Source organism: Tardiphaga sp. 172_B4_N1_3 (assembly GCF_052076035.1).
Classification (GTDB): Bacteria; Pseudomonadota; Alphaproteobacteria; order Rhizobiales; family Xanthobacteraceae; genus Tardiphaga; species Tardiphaga robiniae.
The window spans coordinates 5,112,200-5,130,326 of record NZ_CP197238.1 but is presented as its reverse complement, the minus strand read 5'-3'; the positions used below and the strand labels follow the sequence as shown (position 1 = coordinate 5,130,326).

At 62.9% G+C, this 18,127-nt stretch carries 18 protein-coding genes and 1 tRNA gene; 15 read left to right on the top strand and 4 right to left on the bottom strand.

Going from position 1 to position 18,127, the window contains the following annotated elements; translation table 11 throughout:
- The first annotated feature begins 127 nt into the window (after positions 1-127).
- The 4 genes from AB7783_RS24345 to AB7783_RS24330 all read left to right on the top strand — a co-directional run bounded on the left by AB7783_RS24345 (position 128) and on the right by AB7783_RS24330 (position 3,325).
- The gene (locus AB7783_RS24345) at positions 128-1,291 is read left to right on the top strand and encodes a mandelate racemase/muconate lactonizing enzyme family protein (protein WP_441278998.1); all 1,164 of its coding nucleotides are present in this window, start codon (positions 128-130) and stop codon (positions 1,289-1,291) included.
- Between the two features lie 462 nt (positions 1,292-1,753).
- Positions 1,754-2,248, top strand: a complete 495-nt coding sequence (rplU, locus tag AB7783_RS24340; RefSeq protein ID WP_089266555.1) for a 50S ribosomal protein L21 — start codon at positions 1,754-1,756, stop codon at positions 2,246-2,248.
- 80 nt (positions 2,249-2,328) lie between these two features.
- Positions 2,329-2,601 carry a 50S ribosomal protein L27 gene (gene rpmA / locus AB7783_RS24335; protein WP_068737821.1) on the top strand — a complete coding sequence of 91 codons (273 nt, stop codon included), beginning with the start codon at positions 2,329-2,331 and terminating at the stop codon, positions 2,599-2,601.
- A gap of 133 nt (positions 2,602-2,734) precedes the next feature.
- The gene (locus AB7783_RS24330; protein ID WP_089266554.1) at positions 2,735-3,325 is read left to right on the top strand and encodes a GNAT family N-acetyltransferase; all 591 of its coding nucleotides are present in this window, start codon (positions 2,735-2,737) and stop codon (positions 3,323-3,325) included.
- Between the two features lie 46 nt (positions 3,326-3,371).
- On the opposite strand, the gene AB7783_RS24325 is transcribed toward AB7783_RS24330, so the two are convergent.
- Positions 3,372-4,289: a DMT family transporter gene (locus AB7783_RS24325; protein ID WP_093758225.1), complete on the bottom strand. Its 918-nt coding sequence runs from the start codon at positions 4,287-4,289 to the stop codon at positions 3,372-3,374.
- A 164-nt stretch (positions 4,290-4,453) separates the two neighbouring features.
- On the opposite strand from AB7783_RS24325, the gene obgE reads away from it, so the two are divergent.
- The 3 genes from obgE to AB7783_RS24310 all read left to right on the top strand — a co-directional run bounded on the left by obgE (position 4,454) and on the right by AB7783_RS24310 (position 7,043).
- Positions 4,454-5,503: a GTPase ObgE gene (gene obgE, locus AB7783_RS24320; protein WP_439086962.1), complete on the top strand. Its 1,050-nt coding sequence runs from the start codon at positions 4,454-4,456 to the stop codon at positions 5,501-5,503.
- A gap of 51 nt (positions 5,504-5,554) precedes the next feature.
- Positions 5,555-6,685, top strand: a complete 1,131-nt coding sequence (gene proB, locus AB7783_RS24315) for a glutamate 5-kinase (protein WP_092140564.1) — start codon at positions 5,555-5,557, stop codon at positions 6,683-6,685.
- Positions 6,686-6,821: 136 nt separating this feature from the next.
- Positions 6,822-7,043 carry a cysteine rich repeat-containing protein gene (locus AB7783_RS24310; protein ID WP_068737829.1) on the top strand — a complete coding sequence of 74 codons (222 nt, stop codon included), beginning with the start codon at positions 6,822-6,824 and terminating at the stop codon, positions 7,041-7,043.
- Between the two features lie 68 nt (positions 7,044-7,111).
- Here AB7783_RS24310 and AB7783_RS24305 read toward each other — a convergent pair whose 3' ends face one another.
- A complete protein-coding gene (locus tag AB7783_RS24305; RefSeq protein WP_439074055.1) occupies positions 7,112-8,797 on the bottom strand; it encodes an MFS transporter in 1,686 nt (561 codons plus the stop codon).
- 163 nt (positions 8,798-8,960) lie between these two features.
- On the opposite strand from AB7783_RS24305, the gene AB7783_RS24300 reads away from it, so the two are divergent.
- Positions 8,961-10,337 carry a hydrolase gene (locus tag AB7783_RS24300; protein ID WP_441278997.1) on the top strand — a complete coding sequence of 459 codons (1,377 nt, stop codon included), beginning with the start codon at positions 8,961-8,963 and terminating at the stop codon, positions 10,335-10,337.
- Positions 10,338-10,572: 235 nt separating this feature from the next.
- Here the strand turns inward: AB7783_RS24300 and AB7783_RS24295 are convergent, their stop codons facing one another.
- Positions 10,573-11,403 (bottom strand): hypothetical protein, encoded by an 831-nt coding sequence (locus tag AB7783_RS24295; protein ID WP_439060358.1) that lies wholly within the window; start codon positions 11,401-11,403, stop codon positions 10,573-10,575.
- 210 nt (positions 11,404-11,613) lie between these two features.
- Here AB7783_RS24295 and AB7783_RS24290 point away from each other — a divergent pair, with 210 nt between their 5' ends.
- From AB7783_RS24290 to AB7783_RS24275, 4 genes are all read left to right on the top strand, one after another.
- On the top strand, positions 11,614-12,999 hold the full coding sequence (locus AB7783_RS24290) for a cytochrome P450 (protein ID WP_441278996.1): 1,386 nt from the start codon (positions 11,614-11,616) through the stop codon (positions 12,997-12,999).
- Between the two features lie 136 nt (positions 13,000-13,135).
- Positions 13,136-14,545 (top strand): adenylate/guanylate cyclase domain-containing protein, encoded by a 1,410-nt coding sequence (locus AB7783_RS24285; protein ID WP_089266543.1) that lies wholly within the window; start codon positions 13,136-13,138, stop codon positions 14,543-14,545.
- A 157-nt stretch (positions 14,546-14,702) separates the two neighbouring features.
- Complete coding sequence (locus AB7783_RS24280; RefSeq protein WP_441278995.1) at positions 14,703-15,182, top strand: TerB family tellurite resistance protein; 480 nt, start codon at positions 14,703-14,705, stop codon at positions 15,180-15,182.
- Between the two features lie 211 nt (positions 15,183-15,393).
- Positions 15,394-16,173: an SDR family NAD(P)-dependent oxidoreductase gene (locus AB7783_RS24275; protein ID WP_175369484.1), complete on the top strand. Its 780-nt coding sequence runs from the start codon at positions 15,394-15,396 to the stop codon at positions 16,171-16,173.
- A gap of 111 nt (positions 16,174-16,284) precedes the next feature.
- Here the strand turns inward: AB7783_RS24275 and AB7783_RS24270 are convergent.
- Positions 16,285-16,360 (bottom strand) — tRNA-Ala (locus AB7783_RS24270).
- A 196-nt stretch (positions 16,361-16,556) separates the two neighbouring features.
- On the opposite strand from AB7783_RS24270, the gene AB7783_RS24265 reads away from it, so the two are divergent.
- From AB7783_RS24265 to folD, 3 genes are read left to right on the top strand one after another with little or no spacing between them, the layout of a single operon-like run.
- Positions 16,557-16,847 carry a YggT family protein gene (locus AB7783_RS24265; RefSeq protein WP_068737841.1) on the top strand — a complete coding sequence of 97 codons (291 nt, stop codon included), beginning with the start codon at positions 16,557-16,559 and terminating at the stop codon, positions 16,845-16,847.
- Positions 16,848-16,862: 15 nt separating this feature from the next.
- Complete coding sequence (locus AB7783_RS24260) at positions 16,863-17,210, top strand: DUF167 domain-containing protein (RefSeq protein WP_089266538.1); 348 nt, start codon at positions 16,863-16,865, stop codon at positions 17,208-17,210.
- Entirely contained in the window at positions 17,207-18,091 is an 885-nt protein-coding gene (gene folD, locus AB7783_RS24255; RefSeq protein WP_441278994.1) for a bifunctional methylenetetrahydrofolate dehydrogenase/methenyltetrahydrofolate cyclohydrolase FolD, read from the top strand. Before AB7783_RS24260 ends, folD begins: the two co-directional genes overlap by 4 nt.
- Positions 18,092-18,127: the final 36 nt, after the last annotated feature.

The following is an 18,127-nucleotide window of genomic DNA, read 5'->3' as shown; positions in this document are numbered from 1 at the left end:
ACGTCCGGGATGACACCAGCCATCTTATCTTGGAACTTCTCAGATGAAAAATGACCATTTCAGAGATGGCTAGGAGAGGCGTATGCCTCTCCGCAAGCCCGTCTCACCCCAGCCGCAGGAGCGCCTCATGCGCATCGTCGACATCCGGGAGCGTACCGCCCCGATTGCCTCCCCTATCGCTAACGCCTTCATCGACTTCAGCAAAATGACGCTGAGCCTGGTCGCCGTGGTCACCGATGTGATCCGCGACGGCAAACCCGTGATCGGTTACGGCTTCAACTCCAACGGCCGTTACGGCCAGGGCGGCCTGATCCGCGAGCGCTTCGCGCCGCGCATTCTGGAAGCCAAGCCCGACAGCCTGATCGACGCCTCGGGCAACAATATCGACCCGCACAAGGTGTGGGCCACCATGTTTACCAACGAGAAGCCGGGCGGCCACGGCGAGCGCTCGGTCGCGATCGGCACCATCGACATGGCGGTGTGGGATGCGGTCGCCAAGATCGCGGGCAAGCCACTGTTCCGTTTGCTCGCCGAACGCAATGGCACCACCGCTGACCCGAAGGTCTTCGTCTATGCCGCGGGCGGTTACTATTATCCCGGCAAGGGTCTCGAAGGCCTCGCCTCGGAAATGAAGGGCTATCTCGATCGCGGCTACAATGTCGTGAAGATGAAAATCGGCGGCGCGCCGCTCGCCGATGACTGCAAGCGCATCGAGCATGTGCTGAAACTGCTTCCGGCAGGGGCTAAACTCGCTGTCGATGCCAATGGCCGCTTCGATCTCGACACAGCCGTCGCCTATGCCAAGGCACTGCGCGAATACGACCTGTTCTGGTACGAGGAAGCCGGCGATCCGCTCGATTACGAACTGCAGGCGAAGCTCGCCGAGCATTATCCCGGTCCGATGGCCACCGGCGAGAACCTGTTCTCGATGCAGGACGCGCGCAACCTGATCCGCTATGGCGGCATGCGCTCGGACCGCGACTGGCTGCAATTCGACTGCGCGCTCTCTTACGGCCTGGTCGAATATCTCCGCACGCTCGACATGCTGAAGAGCTACGGCTGGTCCTGGCGCCGCTGCATCCCCCATGGCGGCCACCAGATGTCGCTCAACATCGCCGCAGGCCTCGGTCTCGGCGGCAATGAGTCCTATCCGGACCTGTTCCAGCCCTATGGCGGGTTCCCGGACGGCGTGAAGGTGGTGGATGGTCACATCACCATGCCGGAACTCCCGGGCATCGGCTTCGAGGGCAAGTCCGACCTGATCAAGGAAATGCGCAGCCTGGCGTCGTGAGGGCGACCGAGAGGCTAAGCCTCTGATTTGGAGAACAAAACTCATGGCCGGACCTGACCCTGCCATCCACCTTTCCGCCATTCCGTCCGAAGATGGATGCCCGGGTCATCTAGCGAAGCTCGCTTCGCGCTGCCCGGGCATGACGACTAAAGGCAGGCGCCCGAAAAACGGGGCGGCAGGTTAAATGGTACGCTCCATCGCAGGCACCGACTCATCCGCCAAGACTCTGTTTTTGGCTCGCTTTTCGCCCGTCTTTCCTTGACTCTCCGCCTTCACCCTCTATAAAGCACGCTTCGGCGCAAGCTTTGCTTGGCGCCGATTGTTTTTGCGTGGGGTCGCAACGTCGACCAAAAACGCAAAGATGCGCGACTTCCTGGAAGTCGCGGTGAACCCTTATCGACTGAACAAGAAGCCGTCCCGGATCTGATCCGAGGATGGGATCGAACACGAAGGAATATAACGATGTTCGCAGTCATCAAAACCGGCGGCCGGCAATACCGCGTCGTTCCGGATGATGTGCTCGAGATTGGCAAGATCGCCGGCGATGTCGGAACGATCGTGCAGCTTGGTGAAGTTCTCGTGCTGGGCGGTGATACGCCTGTGCTCGGCCTGCCGTTGGTGGCCGGCGCGTCGGTTGCGGCCGAAGTGCTCGATCACAAGCGCGGCCCCAAGGTCATCTCTTTCAAGAAGCGCCGCCGCAAGAATTCGAAGCGCAAGCGTGGCTACCGTGACGAACTCACGATGATCCGCATCACCGAGATCCTGGCCGACGGCAAGGCGCCGACGATCGGACCTCGCCCGAAGCGTGAGAAGCCGGTCGTGACCGCTCCGGTTGATGGCGACGAAGCTCCTGCCAAGAAGGCGCCGGCGAAGAAGGCCGCTGCTCCGAAGGCAGCCGCCGCCAAGCCTGCTGCAGCCAAGAAGCCGGCTGCGAAGAAAAAGCCCGCCGCGGAATAAGCCGCTGCGAAAAGTTGAGAATCTGTGAGACAATTCCTTCAAGGAATTGATCTAGAACTTATCGAGATCGGAGACGGGCTATGGCTCATAAAAAAGCAGGCGGTTCATCGCGCAACGGACGCGATTCGGCTGGCAAGCGCCTCGGCGTGAAGGCGTTCGGCGGCGAACGCGTGATTCCCGGCAACATCATTGCGCGTCAGCGCGGCACGACCTGGCACCCCGGCCTTAATGTCGGCATGGGCACAGACCATACCCTGTTCGCCAAGGTCGAAGGCCACGTGGAGTTTCGCGCCAAATCGAACGGCCGCACTTTCGTATCGGTACTCCCGATTACTGAAGCCGCGGCCGAATAAACGGTGGACACATTGGAGTCCGCCGGGTCCTGTTGAACCGGCGGAGCGCCAGAATTGGGCTCCAGGGGAGGCGGGAAACCGGCCTCCCCTTTTCGTTTGGTGCGTCGCTTCGGGGCGCACACAGGAGCCCGAGATGTTGCAGGATATTCCGACCCCGACGTTGAGAGAAACCAGAGGCTGCGTCCTCGAGACCGAACGGCTGGCCTTGCGCAAGCCGACACTCGCGGACGTAAAAGCCATCGCGCTTCTCGCCAATGATCGCCGCATCGCCGAGATGACGCGTCGCCTGCCCTTCCCGTATCAGCAGGATCACGCAGTCGATTTCGTCAATTCGCTGAGCGGCACGGCAAGCGACAGCGTGTTCCTGATCGAACTCGATCGTCGTCCCATCGGCATGGTCGGAATCGACTGGCGCGAAGCCGAATCGCCGGAGCTCGGCTACTGGCTCGGCGTCGATCACTGGGGTCAGGGTTTTGCGACCGAGGCCGCACGTGCCGCGATCGATTACGCATTCGACGAATTCGATATCGATCACCTGATCTCGGGTGCGCGCGTCGCCAATCCGTCGTCGCGCAACATCCTGGAGAAGTGCGGCTTCCAGTGGAGCGGTGTTCAACTGCACCGCTTCGAAGCGATCGGCTCGTCAACACCGGTCGACTGCTTCAAGCTGACAAGGGGCGTGTGGAGTTCGCTGAAGAACTGGGGAACGTCGACGCGACGGTGAACGACTCTTACTTTCCCTCTCCCCTTGCGGGAGAGGGAAAAGAAGTTCACACCGCTGGCGGTACTTCGTCGGCGATCTTTCCGAGCTGCTGCTCGCGCAGGAAGATATAGAGCCCTGCTGCGATGATGACCGCCGCACCGATCAGCGTGGCCCACGACGGCAATTCGCCGAACACGAGATAGCCGAAGATCACCGCCCAGATGATCATCGAATACTGATACGGCACCACAGTGCTCGCCGGCGCCAGCTTCAGCGAGCGATTGACGCAGAGCAGCGCGCAGACCGAGACAACGCCCGCCAGAAAGAACAGGCCGAGATCGCGCAGATCGGGCGTCACCCATCCGAACGCCGTGAATACGGCGCCGAAAGTAAACGTGCCGATAAACTGGGTCGTCGCGAGCACGACATCCGGCGCGGAACGCAGCGAGCGGGTGATGAGCATCAGCGCGGCGAAGGACAGGCTGCCGCCGAGCGCGATCAGCGCCGGCCATGTCACCGTCTGCGCCGAGGGCTGCAGCGCGATCAGTACACCGCAGAAGCCGACGAAGATCGCGCTCCAGCGCCGCCAGCCGACGGATTCGCGGAGAAAGATCGCGGAGCCCGCGGTGACGAAGATCGGACAGGCCAAATAATAGGTGATGACATCCGCCAGCGGCAGATAGGCCGCCGCCCAGAAGAACGCCGCGACTTCCAGCGTCGACAGCACCACGCGAATGAGCTGCAGACCCGGCCGATCGAGCTGCAGGAAGTCCGCACGATGCCGCCAGATCGACGGCGCCAGCAGCGCCAGCGCCGCGCAGGCCCGCAGCAGCATCAATTGCCCGACCGAATAGGTGCCGACGAGGAATTTGCCGATCGCATCGCCGCAGGAGAACATGCTGATGCCCAGGAGCATCAGGCCGATACCGGCCAGCCGGGCGGCACGATTGTCGGCTGCGGTCGAAATGGTCGCAAACATGCCTATATGAGCCTGTAGGAAAGTCGCGGAATGCGCACGCTTGGTTAACGGCAAGATGAGTCGTTTAGGACGTCACCTGATGCGCAGCAAGGCCCCCAAATAAGGGCTTTTCACGATGCTCCGGCGACGAAGTGGTTGCCGCGACCACCCCCCTGCGATACGGATACGCTATGAAATTCCTCGATGAAGCCAAGGTCTACATTCGCTCCGGCGACGGCGGAAACGGCTGCGTGGCCTTTCGCCGCGAGAAGTATATCGAGTTCGGCGGTCCCTCCGGCGGCAATGGCGGCCGCGGCGGCGATGTCATCATCGAAGTGGTCGACGGCCTCAACACGCTGATCGACTATCGCTACCAGCAGCACTTCAAGGCGCCGCGCGGCACCAATGGTATGGGCAAGGACCGCCATGGCGCCAATGGCAAGCCGATCACGCTCAAAGTTCCGGTCGGCACGCAGATCATCGATGAGGATCGCGAGACGCTGATCCACGACTTCACCAAGCTCGGCGAGACCTATGTGCTGGCCGAAGGCGGCAATGGCGGCTTTGGCAACGCGCATTTCAAATCATCTACCAACCGCGCCCCGCGCAATGCCAATCCCGGCCAGCCCGGCGAAGAGCGCTGGATCTGGCTGCGGCTGAAACTGATTGCGGATGCGGGTCTCGTCGGCCTGCCCAACGCCGGCAAGTCCACATTCCTTTCCAAGGTCAGCGCTGCGCGGCCGAAGATCGCGGACTATCCGTTCACCACGCTGCATCCACAGCTCGGCGTCGTCGATGTCGACGCGCGCGAATTCGTGCTGGCGGACATTCCCGGTCTGATCGAGGGCGCGCATGAAGGCGCTGGCCTCGGCGATCGCTTTCTTGGCCATGTCGAGCGTTGCCGCGTGCTGCTGCATCTGATCGATGCGACCTGCGAACATGCGGGCAAGGCCTACAAGACCGTCCGCGCCGAACTCGATGCCTATGAGGGCGACCTCGCCAACAAGGTCGAGATTGTTGCGCTCAACAAGATCGATGCGGTCGAGCCGGACGAGCTGAAGAAGCAGAAGGACCGGCTAAAGCGCGCTGCGAAGCAAACGCCGCTGCTGATCTCGGGCGCGACGGGCGAAGGCGTGCCGGAAGCTTTGCGGGCGCTGGTCGCGGTGATCGGCGAAGCGCCGGTGTCGGACAAGGCCAAGAGCGCAGCGCAGTCTGCGCCATGGGCGCCGGCGACGAGCTGATCTGCCTCTGACGTCCGTCCAAGCATCACACGCACTGCCAAAGCCCACATCATGTCGCGCCCCGAGCTGAAGAACTTTCGCCGTATCGTCGTCAAGGTTGGCTCGTCGCTGCTGATCGATTCCGCGGCCGGCGAAGTCAGGGCCAAGTGGCTCGCCGCGCTGGCCGCCGATATCGCCAAGCTGCATGCCGATGGTCGCGACGTCCTCGTGGTCTCATCAGGCTCGATCGCGCTCGGCCGCAGCCGCCTCAAATTGCCACGCGGTCCGCTGAAGCTCGAAGAGAGCCAGGCCGCCGCTGCCGTCGGGCAGATCGCGCTGGCGCGCATCTGGTCGGAAGTACTGGGCCATCACGGCATCGGTGCCGGACAGATTCTCGTGACGCTGCAGGACACCGAGGAACGTCGTCGTTACCTCAATGCGCGCTCGACCATCGGCAAACTGCTGGAATGGCGCGCGGTGCCGGTCATCAACGAGAACGACACTGTGGCGACCAACGAGATCCGCTATGGCGACAATGATCGCCTCGCGGCGCGCGTCGCGACCATGGCTTCCGCCGATCTGCTGGTGCTGCTGTCGGATATCGACGGGCTCTACACTGCACCACCCGGCGCCAATCCCGATGCGAAGTTGATTCCCATCGTCGACAGCGTCACTGCCGAGATCGAAGGCATGGCGGGCGCTGCCGAGAGCGAATTGTCGCGCGGCGGCATGTACACCAAGATCGAAGCTGCCAAGATCGCGACCACCGCGGGCACGCATATGATCATCGCGTCCGGCAAGGTCGAGCATCCACTGCAGAAGATCGCCGATGGCGGCCTGTGTACCTGGTTCCTGACTCCTGCAAATCCCGTCACTGCGCGCAAACGCTGGATTGCGGGATCGCTGGAACCGAAAGGCACGCTGACTATTGATGCAGGTGCTGTCGCCGCACTCCGTGCCGGCAAGAGTCTGCTGCCTGCCGGCGTCATCAAGGTGGAAGGTGACTTCGCACGCGGCGACGCCGTTATCGTGCGCGGACCGGACACGCACGAAATCGGCCGCGGCCTGGTGGCTTATGACGCAGACAATGCTGAGAAGATCAAAGGCCGCTCATCTCCGGACGTGATGATTATTCTTGGGATCAGCGGCCGCGCCGAAATGATCCATCGCGACGATCTCGTGATTTCGGGATCACGAAGTTAAGCAGCGACGCTCGCCTGAATGACATAACGCGCAATCCGTAAACTTGGCGCCGGACGCTCGCCATCATTGCGCCATTCCCGCGTACTTCGTTGCGCGCCATAGAATCAGATAGCCAATTTTTAGGGAGGCCCATTTCATGACCCGACTTTTGATCATCCCGTTCCTGCTGATCGCAACGTCCGCTTTCGCGCAGGGCGGTAACACATCAGCCAATCAGTCGGCCTGCTCACGCGACGTCTCGCGCTTCTGCCGCGCCAAGATGAACGATGGTGACATGGTCGTGCTCAGCTGCCTCAAGGAAAACCGTTCGAAGCTCAGCAAGGCCTGCGCGAAAGTTCTCGCCGAGAATAATCAATAGCGCGACTAATGTTTTCGAGCGAAATGAGCACCGGTTCGCGTCAGGAAAACGCGTCAAGATAAGAAGCTCTAACCGCTGCTGCCGGCCGGCGTCGCGACAGGAAGCACCTCGGTCGCTGCGCGATCGGGCGTATCGTCCTTCCAGCGCACCGAACCGAACGGCCGCTCCAGCATGCGACGCACACGGACCGGATCCGGCCCGAGATGATAGTCCGCCGCGCGCTGATACAAAGCGCGCTCGGACTGCGTCGAACGATTACGCTGGCGCAGGAAATCGAGCCAGGTCGGGCAGTGGTAGCGTTCGGTCCACAATTCGGGATCAGCGATATCGCGCGCGATGGACCACCCATAGGCGCCGTTGCGCTGGCGCGAGAGCTGCACGTCCTGCATCACGCCGTGGAATGCGCGCGCATTCTCTTGATCCACGCGATATTCGATCTCCACGACCAGCGGGCCACTGCGCGCCGTCAATTGGAGTTGCACTTCAGGATCGGCCAGCGTCTCGGCATCCTCGTCGCGCGCGCCGGTCGGCGGCATCCGTAGGAACAGGCCAAACAGCGGCGAGAGAAACATCGCTCCGCCGGACACCAGCAATGCCGCTTCGACGCCGACCATGTCTGTGAGATGCCCCCAGCCCCAACTGCCAATCGCGATGCCGCCGGCAATCGCAGCCTGAAAGGCGGCGAGCGAACGTCCGGCAACCCAGCGCGGCGCCGAGAGCTGTACGCCGATATTAAACAGCGCGACCGCCAGCATCCAGACAGAGCCGGCCACCACCAGCGCCGCCGCAGTGATGACCGGCTCGCTGCTGACCGCCACGACGGCAATCGCAACGCCCATGATCAGCGCACAGGCCCGGATCGAACTTTCGCCGCTCAGATGCTTGCGGACATGCCCAATATTCATTGCGCCGATCACCGCACCCATGCCGAAGGCGCCGAGCATGATTCCGTAGGTCTGCGCGCCGCCATGCAGCAGGTCGCGCGCAACCAGCGGCATCAGCGCCGAGACCGAACCACCGCAGATGCCGGTGATCAGCGTGCGCGTCAGCACGATCTTGATCGACGGCGAATTAGCAATGTAACGCACGCCGGACACGATGGCCCGACTCAGCCGCTCACGCGGCAGCCGCGACACATCGACCTTGCGACGCCACAGGAACAGCACCACCAGCAACGGGATGTAGAGCACCGCATTGGCCGCGAAGGCTGCGACAGCACCGGCGGTGGCGACCACGATGCCGCCGATCGCCGGGCCGAAACTGCGCGCGATATTGTAACTGATGCCGTTCAGCGCCACGGCGGATGGCAGTACCTCCGGCGGCACCTGCTCGCCGACCGAGGATTGCCAGGCCGGTCCGAACAGCGCCATGCCGCTGCCGATGATGAAGCAGAAGGCGAGCAGGATGTTCGGCGTGATGTGACCGGTCCAGTCCAGCATGGTCAGTACGCAGGCGCCGACCAGCGACAGCACCAGCGAAGCCAGCGACACGACACGGCGGTCATACATGTCGGCCACGGCGCCCGCCGGCATCGAGATCAGCATGATCGGCAGCATCAAGGCGGTCTGCACCAGCGCCACCTTGTCGGCCGACGCGGTCATCTGCGTCATGGCCCAGGCAGCGCCCACGCTCTGGATCATCAGGCCCAGATTGGACAGCAGGCTGGCGAGCCAGATCCGCCGGAACACCGCAAACCGCAGCGGGGCGGCAATGCCGTCGGAGGGAAGAACCACTGGTTTCGCTGCTTCGGCCATCATCGTCCCGTCGTCTGCTGCAGATAGCGACTGCAGGGCCATGCGGGTCTGATTCCCCGCGGGCACATCAAGTTGATGCCTGCGAAACGCGTTGTCTGTCCAGTGCCTGCTCCGCTATCACAGTGGCAGGCGTCGGATGTGCGCAGATAGAGGGAGACCAGCCATGGCGCTGTCGCGACGGACCATACTCACGGGCGCAGCGATGCTGCCGCTGGCTGCCCATGCGCTCCGTTTCGAGGCCGCAGCACAGACCGGCCCCGGCACGACTGCGGGTTCCGACATTCCCCCGATCCTGTTCGTCCACGGCAATGGCGACCACGCGGCGCTCTGGATGACGCAGATCTGGCGCATGGAAACCAATGGCGTCCCGCGCAACCGGCTGATGGCGCTCAATTTCACCGATCCGCTGGCGCGTTCCGACGATGCTGTGGCGCAGCAGGGCCGCTCCTCCACCGAAGACCAGCGCCGCGAACTCGGCGAAGCCATCGCCGAGCTAAAAAAGCGCACTGGTGCTGCGAAAGTGGCGCTGGTCGCCAATTCGCGCGGCGGCAATGCGGTGCGCAATTACATCAAGAATGGCGGCAGCGCCGATGTCAGCCACGCCGTGTTGTGCGGCACCCCCAATCATGGCGTGTTCGACGGGACCGATAGTCCCGGCAGCGAATTCAATGGCCGCAGCCCGTTCCTCAAGAGCCTCAATCCCGGCGAAGGCCCTGAGGTGACCGAAGGCACCGCCTTCCTCACCCTCCGCAGCGATGGCATCGACAAATATGCGCAGGCCGACGGTCGCCTGCTCGGCAAGCCGGGCGTGGCCACCGGCGTCACCGCCGATGGTCCGGCGCTGCGCGGCGCCACCAATCTCGTCCTCGGTGCCATCGATCACCGTGAAACCGGCTTTCACCCCCGCGCCTTCCGCGAGATCTACAAATTTATCGTCGGCCGCGAACCCGCGCGGATCGATATTGTGCAGGAAGCTGACGTGAAAATCAGCGGTCTCGTCACCGGCACGCCGGGCGGTGTACCCACCAATCGTCCAGTCGCGGATGCCCTGGTCGAGGTGTATCGCGTCGCGCCTGACAGCGGCGAACGGATCGGGGCGGCGCTCCATGCGGTTCGCACATCCGCCGATGGCCGCTGGGGTCCGGTTCAGGTCGACCCTACCTGGCCTGTTGAGATTGTGCTGACATCGGCCGGCGCGCCGATCACGCATTCCTATCGCTCGCCATTCCCCCGCTCGTCCGACGTCGTGCATCTGCGTCCCGGTCGCACACTGGGTCCCGCCGACGCCACTGTCGGCGCCGTGGTGTCGATGTCGCGCGTCCGCGGCTATTTCGGACTGCCGCGCGATGTCGTGCTGCTCGACGGCAAGGAGCCGACCGACGTGAAAGCCGGCGTGCCCACGGATTCGCTCTCGACTATCCGCCTTCCGGCCACGGACATCGGACGGCCGGTGGTCGCGCTCTTCAATCAGGAGCGGATCGTGGCGCGCGCCTGGCCGGCATCGGAAAACCGGATCACGGTGGCAGAATTCACCGAGTAGATCACGCCAACTCGCGCGCCTCAGCGGTCTGGCTTTCTATATAACCGCTTTGCTGACTTCCCTGCGCGTCTCCGGTCAGATCGCATGAGGCATTGTTCGAAATCGCAAAGAGCCCCGCCATGTGCGGGGCTCCTTCGTTATTCTGTTATCGCAGCAACAGTACCAGGATGATGAGGGGAAGCGGGATTCCGAGTAGCCACAGAAGAATGGGCATGGTTGTCTCCTTTGATTGGGGTTAACGACGCTTCTTCCAGGTCCCGTCACGAAGCCCGCCACCTTCCGTCGCGGCAAGGCTGGCGGAGAAGGCGCCGATCAGCAGCGACGCCGTGAGCCAGAATGCGAGCTGCATCGCGGCCTTGCGTGCGGCATCCACCGCGGTCTTCGCATCGTTGATGACTTCAGTGACGCGCTTGTCGGCATCTGCCTCGCTCAGACCGGTGCGGCTGGCGACAACCTTGTTGACGTAGCTGCGGTCGGCGGGCTTGAGCTCTCCACCACGGAAACTGGCAGCCATCACACGTGACAGTTCACCACGCGCTTCCGCGCTGGTGCCATCGGCCGACGGCGTCGTCGGACGCAGCAGCGAATCCAGGTAGCCATCGCTCGGACCTGACTGGGCTGCAGCAGCGGTTGCACCGGCAGCAACACCCGACGCGGCTCCGCTCAGCAAAGTGGTTGCTGGAGATGCCAGCAGGATCGCTCCCAAAACCGTCGCGAACGACCAGGCCAGGAATCCATGCGCGGTGTCACGAAAGTAGACTTCGTCCGAATGCACGCCGATCCAGCGCGACCGCAGACGGCCGGCAATATAACCACCGAGCGATGACGAGATCATCGCGATGACGATCAGGTAGATACCGGTCGTGATCTTGAACGTGGTCGCGGAGGCGCCGGCACTTGCCCACGGAGACACGACAGACAGACCGAGACCTGTGCCAAAGGCAATCAGGACGAGCGTCAGTGCGAGCGAAACCACGGCACCGGCTGCAACCGCAGCCCACGATACGCCGGAGGTTTGCGGTTCGTCGACGCTTACATTGGGTTGGACGACAACGGTATCGATCATTTTAAATCCTCAGGCCGGTCCGATATGGAGCCACTGCCTCCCTAATGTGCATGCGTGAGTATCGTTCCGAGGGATGCGCCCGCTGGACCGCAATATTGGTCGATGCGTGCGTTGCGGCCACGCTTTCCATCGAGGCCTCCATGGCGCGCGGATGGACGCCTGCTATAATGACGAGACGCTCCGGTCCCTGGATCAATTGCGAGGCCCATCGTGAGCATTGCCGAGGTCTACGATTTCTCCGCTGCGCGAGCGCCCCTGGTGCCGCCGAGCCCGCCACGTGCGCCCGAGAACATGGGTGCGCTAGGGCGTATGTCGGCAATGCGCCGCAGCGCCATCGAGACCTGGGGTCAGCGCGCCTATGAAGATGACATCGTCAAGGGCCGCTTCTTCGGCCACGCGAGCTTCATCCTCAACGATCCCGACGCGATCCGCCATGTGCTGGTGGACAATTACGAGAACTATACCCGCACGCCCGCTGCATTCCGCGTGCTGCGGCCGATGCTCGGCGAGGGCCTGCTGCTCGCCGAAGGCCGCACCTGGAAACACCAGCGCCGCACCCTGGCGCCCGCTTTCACGCCGCGCGCGGTGACGACTTTGGTGCCGCACATGATCTCGGCGGTCGATGACACGCTGGCCGACCTGCATCGCGCCGTGGGCAAGCTGGTCGATCTGCGCGCGATCATGCAGCGGATGACGCTGGAGATCGCAGGCCGCACCATGTTCTCCTTCGGCATGGCCGAGCATGGCGCGAAGCTGCGCGACTTCGTGATGGAATACGGCATGAACCTGGCACGGCCGCATTTCCTCGATCTGCTGCTGCCGCTGGGCTGGCCGACGCCGCAGGATATCTCGCGCGCCTTCTTCCGCAGACGCTGGACGAGATTCGTCGGCGAGCTGATGACCGCACGTCGCGCCGCCGGCAAGAACGACGACGCGCCGCGCGATCTGTTCGACCTGATGGTGGCCGCGCGCGATCCGGAAACCGGCGCATCCTTCACCGATGGGCAGCTCGGCGATCAGGTGGCGACGATGATCCTCGCCGGCCATGAGACGACGGCAACGGCGCTATTCTGGGCGCTGTATATGCTGACGCTCGACCCGGCGACCCAGGAGCAGGTCGCGGCCGAAGCCCGTGCCGCCAGCGCGAGCGGCACATTCGACATGGAGCATCTGAAGTTCACCCGCGCGGTGATCGATGAGACCATGCGGCTCTATCCGCCCGCCTTCCTGATCGCACGCGCCGCCGCGGGCCCTGATCGTCTGGCTGGCCAGTCCGTCGCCAGCAAGGACGTGATCCTGATCGCGCCCTGGCTGCTGCATCGGCACGAGAAATTGTGGCACGAGCCCAACGCCTTCATGCCGTCCCGTTTCATGCCCGGCGCGACACCGCCGGACCGCTTCGCCTATCTGCCTTTCGGCGTCGGTGCCCGGGTCTGCATCGGCGCGCATTTCGCGCTTGTCGAGGCCACATTGGCGCTGGCGAAAATCATCGGCGCGTTCCGCGTCGAGCTGCCGGATAAAGCCCCCGTCATGCCGATCGGCGTGGTGACGACACAACCGGATCGCTCGCCAATGTTCCGCATTGAGCGGCGCTGACGTTATTTCAGCACGCCCTCTCCTCACGTGTTCCCCACCCGCGCGCGCTCATGGCACGTTAGGCGGAACGACAAGTTGAAGCGCAGCGGCAAAGCCCTGTCTTGGACGTAGCGACTATTTGGCCTAAACTGATGCCATGAGTGATGTTCAGGCACTATTCGCGACATTGAACCAGGCGACCGATCCGGCCGTAGCCGATGCCATTGCACAACTGATCCGCGACGGCGCGGACCACGAACTCAATCGTATCAACGTGCTGGATTTTGCGGCACGCCGCGGCCTGAACGAAGAGCGCGTCATTTCCGGCTTCCTGCATGCCTCCCGCCTCGGCCTGTTCGACCTGACCTGGAATGTGTTGTGCCCGGGCTGCAGCGGCGTCCTCGACGCCCACAGCACGCTGAAATCGCTGCGCCATGACGACTACCATTGCGGGCTCTGCGCCTGCGGCTATGAAGCGTCGGTTGACGAGCAGGTCGAGGTGGCGTTCACGGTCGCACCGCGCGTCAGGCACATCGCTGCACACGACCCCAATACGCTGCCGCTCTGGGAATACTTCAAGCAGGTGTTCTGGAGCTCAGGCGTCGATCTCAATCAGGAATCGTTTGCGTCACTCACCGATGAAGTGACACTGGACGCAATGGAATTGCCGGCACATGAAAAAGCGGTGATGTCGCTGCACTTGCCGTCGGAATTCGTCATCGTGTTCGAGCCGGTAACCCATGCCGCGCAGTTCATTGACGTGCAGGGCGAGCCGACCAAGGAACGACAGCATCTGTCGCTGATCTACAACCGGCAGCATACACCGACCGGCACCATCACGCTGCAACCCGGACCGTTGCGATTGTCCCTCGAGAACCAGACCGAGGTGCGCGTGCTGCCATCGGTATTTGTCGCGGCCGAGGGCCTCCATCACCTGATCGGCAAGCGCAAACCGTTCCTCACGGCCAAGCGGATACTCACCAACCAGACCTTTCGCGATGTCTACAAGGCCGACAACCTTAACATCGATCAGCGACTAAAGATTACCTCGCTGACTTTCCTGTTCACCGACCTCAAGGGCTCGACGGCCTTGTACGAGCGCGTCGGCGATCTCGCAGCCTTCGATCTGGTGCGTGCGCATTTCCACGCACTGCTGGAGATCATTGCGTCGGAAGCGGGAGCCGTCGTGAAGACCATCGGGGATGCCGTCATGGCGACCTTTACGCGGCCCGAACAGGCGCTGGCCGCAGGTCTGCGCATGCGCGCCGCGATGGAGCGATTGAACGAGGAGCGCGGCACCAAGGACCTCGTGGTCAAAATCGGCATCCATGAGGGACCCTGCCTCGCTGTGATGCTGAACGAGCGGCAGGATTACTTTGGCCAGACCGTCAATATCGCTGCCAGGGTGCAGGGCCTGTCAACCTCGCAGGCGATCCATGTCACCAGCCCGGTGATATCAGCGCTGGCCGTGGAAGCTATTCTGCGGAAGGCCGAAATCACGCCGATCCAGAAGCACGCCGCCTTGCGCGGCATCGCCGACAAGATCGTGGTCTATGAGATTCCGTGACACGAGATCCCATAAACTACCGATCGTCTCAATTGTTACTTAACTGTCATCAGCGCTTCGGGAACCCGGCCGCATTGCATGCGTTCCATTTTCGCGCCACAAAGCACGAGCGCTTTCGCCGCATGGCGGGCCTCGCGATCATCTGGTTCAAAGAATAATGCTGGAAAAACTGCGCCAATTCATTGCCGACGTGGTGTCTCCCGATGCGCACGGAAATCAGGCATTCGACGATACCGGCTTCCGTCTTGCCGCCACGGCGCTGATGCTTCACGTCATCTCGCTGGACGGTGAGCCCTCAGCTATCGAGAAAGCCAAGTTGCACAGCCTGATCGAGTCGCGTTTCGAGCTCGATCCCGGCACGGCTGACAGGCTCATCTCGGCTGCCACCCTCGTCGAAGGCGAGGCCGTCGATCTCTATCACTTTACAAGCGTCATCATGCGCGTGGTCGACGAGCCCGGTCGTGTCCGTCTCGTCGAGATGATGTGGCAGCTGGTCTATGCTGACGGCCGCGTCAGTGAGTTCGAGGAAAATGTGGTCTGGCGCGCAGCCGACTTGCTCGCAGTTTCATCACGTGACCGGATGGAGCTCAAACGACGCGTGGCGGGCGGTACGGCCACAACGGATACGACTGTCTGAGCAGGCGCAGCCCGACCGGCAAATGACGGCACCACGACGCATAACCAAAGTTTAATGCGCGGTCCCCGACAATTCATGCCACTGCTACACGCTCGGGAACTGGAGGTCCTACGGTACTCCGGTGGTCATTCCGACTTGCACATCACGGGTATCCCTATTACGCCTGTAGATGCATGCAAATCGTCCTCACGTATTTCAAGAGTAACTTATTGTGACTGAGCGCGTGACGTTAATAACCGGAGCCTCGGCCGGAATTGGCGCCGAGTTCGCGCGCATCTTCGCCGCGAACAAGCATCGCGTCGCTCTGGTTGCACGCCGTGCCGAGCGCCTGAATGCGCTGGCCGCTGAAATCACTGCTGCCGGCGGTGCTGCGCCCATCATCATTCCCTGCGATCTCGAACAACGCGACGCCTGCGCCCAGATCGCGGCTGCCCTCGCTGCTGCCAATGTCGAAGTGGAGTACGTCGTGAACAATGCCGGCTTCGGCATGTTCGGTCGCGCGATCGACATGGACCGCGATCGGCAACTTGGCATGCTTGAGGTCAATGTGCGCGCACTGACGGATCTGTCGCTGCGCTTTTCCGAGAGCCTGATCCGCAACAAGGGCGGCATTCTCAATCTCAGCTCGATCGCGGGTTTTTTGCCGGGTCCCGGAATGGCCGTGTACTACGCCAGCAAGGCCTATGTGCTGTCCTTCACCGAAGCGCTGCGCCAGGAGCTCGGCTCCAAGGGTGTGCGCGTGACCGCATTGTGCCCCGGGCCGGTGCCGTCGGAATTCCAGGCGCGCGCCGGATTCACGCCGGGCCTCGACTCGGCGATCCTCAATGTCTCGGCGGCTGACGTCGCCCTGCTGGGCTATCAGGGCCTGATGGCCAATAAGCGCACAGTTTTCCCCGGCCTCGGCATCAAGATCGTGCCGCTGCTGCTGCGGCTTTTTCCGCGCGGCTTCATCGCGGGGGCGGTGGCAAGGTTGCAGTTGAGACGGGTGTGAATCCGGTCCGCCTACGCCCTGCGGGCTTCGGCGAGACATCCTTCGTTTGCTTCGCTTTTTATGGTCGGGAGGGTGGCTTGCCGAGCCGGAGCTTGCGAAGCAAGCGAAGGATGGTGGAGCCAGGCGGGATCGAACCGCCGACCTCGTCATTGCGAACGACGCGCTCTCCCAGCTGAGCTATGGCCCCGATACGAACCGGGTCGCCCATGCGATCCGATCAGCAATCGGCGCCATTTACAATCCCCGTTAACGGCAAGTCAAGAACGTCGCAAAAGCGCGGTTTTCCGGCACTTTTCGCCCGGAACTTCCCTTGTTTGAGGGGGGCTGAACCGATATTTAGCGGACAGTCGAATCCGCGACCTAACCCGCGAGCCATCCCCGCCATGCGCGCCGTTCTCGATATCGTGCTGATCATTCTCGATCTCTATGTCTGGCTGCTGATCGCCTCGGCGATCCTGTCCTGGCTGATCGCCTTCAACGTCGTCAACACCCGCAACCAGTTCGTCTCCGCGATCGCCGAATTCCTGTTCCGGATCACCGAGCCCGTGCTGGCGCCGATCCGCAGGATGCTGCCGAGCCTCGGCGGCCTCGATATCTCGCCGATCATCCTGATCCTGATCATCATGTTCCTGCAGCGGGTGATCACCTACTACATCTATCCCAGCGTCTTCTGATCGGCCGCCGGGTTCGTGGCAGATCCCTGGCGCTACGCGACTGACGGTGTCAGCATCGCCGTTCGCGTGACGCCGCGGGGTGGCCGAGACGATATCGACGGGATCGAGACCATGGCCAATGGCCGTTCGGTAGTGAAGGTGCGGGTTCGCGCCATCGCCGAGGGCGGCGAGGCGAACCGCGCCGTGACCGAACTGCTTGCCAAGCGGCTCGGCGTGCCGAAGCGCGATGTGCGCGTGCTGTCCGGCACCACGTCGCGCGTGAAGCAGATCGCGGTCGACGGCGACCCGACGAAACTGGGCGCGATGCTGCGCAGGATCACTGCAGCAACGCCCGACGACACAGACGACAGGACCGACACATGACCGCCAGCATCATCGATGGAAAGATCATTGCCGCCGAATTGCGCGGCCGCGTCGCCGCCGAAGTCGCGCGCGTCAAAGCCGAACATGGCGTGACGCCTGGCCTCGCCGTAGTGCTGGTCGGCAGCGATCCCGCCAGCGAAGTCTATGTCCGCAGCAAGCACAAGCAGACCCAGGAAGCCGGCATGGCCTCCTTCGAGCACAAGCTGCCGGCTGATGTCGCACAGGCCGATCTGATCGCGCTGGTGCAGAAGCTCAACGCCGACCCCACCGTCCACGGCATCCTCGTGCAGCTGCCGCTGCCGAAGGGGTTCGATACCGACGCCGTCGTCAATGCCATCGATCCCGCCAAGGATGTCGACGGCCTGCACCCGACCAATGCCGGCCGTCTCGCCAGTGGCATGCCCGCGCTCTCGCCCTGCACGCCGCTCGGCTGCATCATCCTGACCAAGAGCGTGCACAAATCTCTGGAAGGCATGAATGCCATCGTGATCGGCCGCTCCAATCTGGTCGGCCGTCCCTTGGTGCAACTGCTGCTCAATGAAAACGCCACCGTGACCATCGCGCATTCGAAGTCGCGCGACCTCGCCGAGCTCTGCGCGCAGGCGGATCTGGTCTATGCGGCAGTGGGCCGCCCCGAAATGGTGCGCGGCGACTGGATCAAGCCCGGCGCGACCGTGATCGATGTCGGCATCAATCGGCTGCCCGGTGCCGAAGGCAAGACGCGCCTCGTCGGCGACGTGGCCTATCAGGAAGCGCTGAAGACCGCCGGCGCGATCACGCCGGTCCCCGGCGGCGTCGGTCAAATGACAGTTGCCTGCCTGCTGGTGAACACGCTGCGCGCGGCCTGTGCGATTCACAAGCTGCCGGCACCGGCGGTTTAAAGCGCTCGCTCCGGCCCATCCACGTCATTGCGAGGA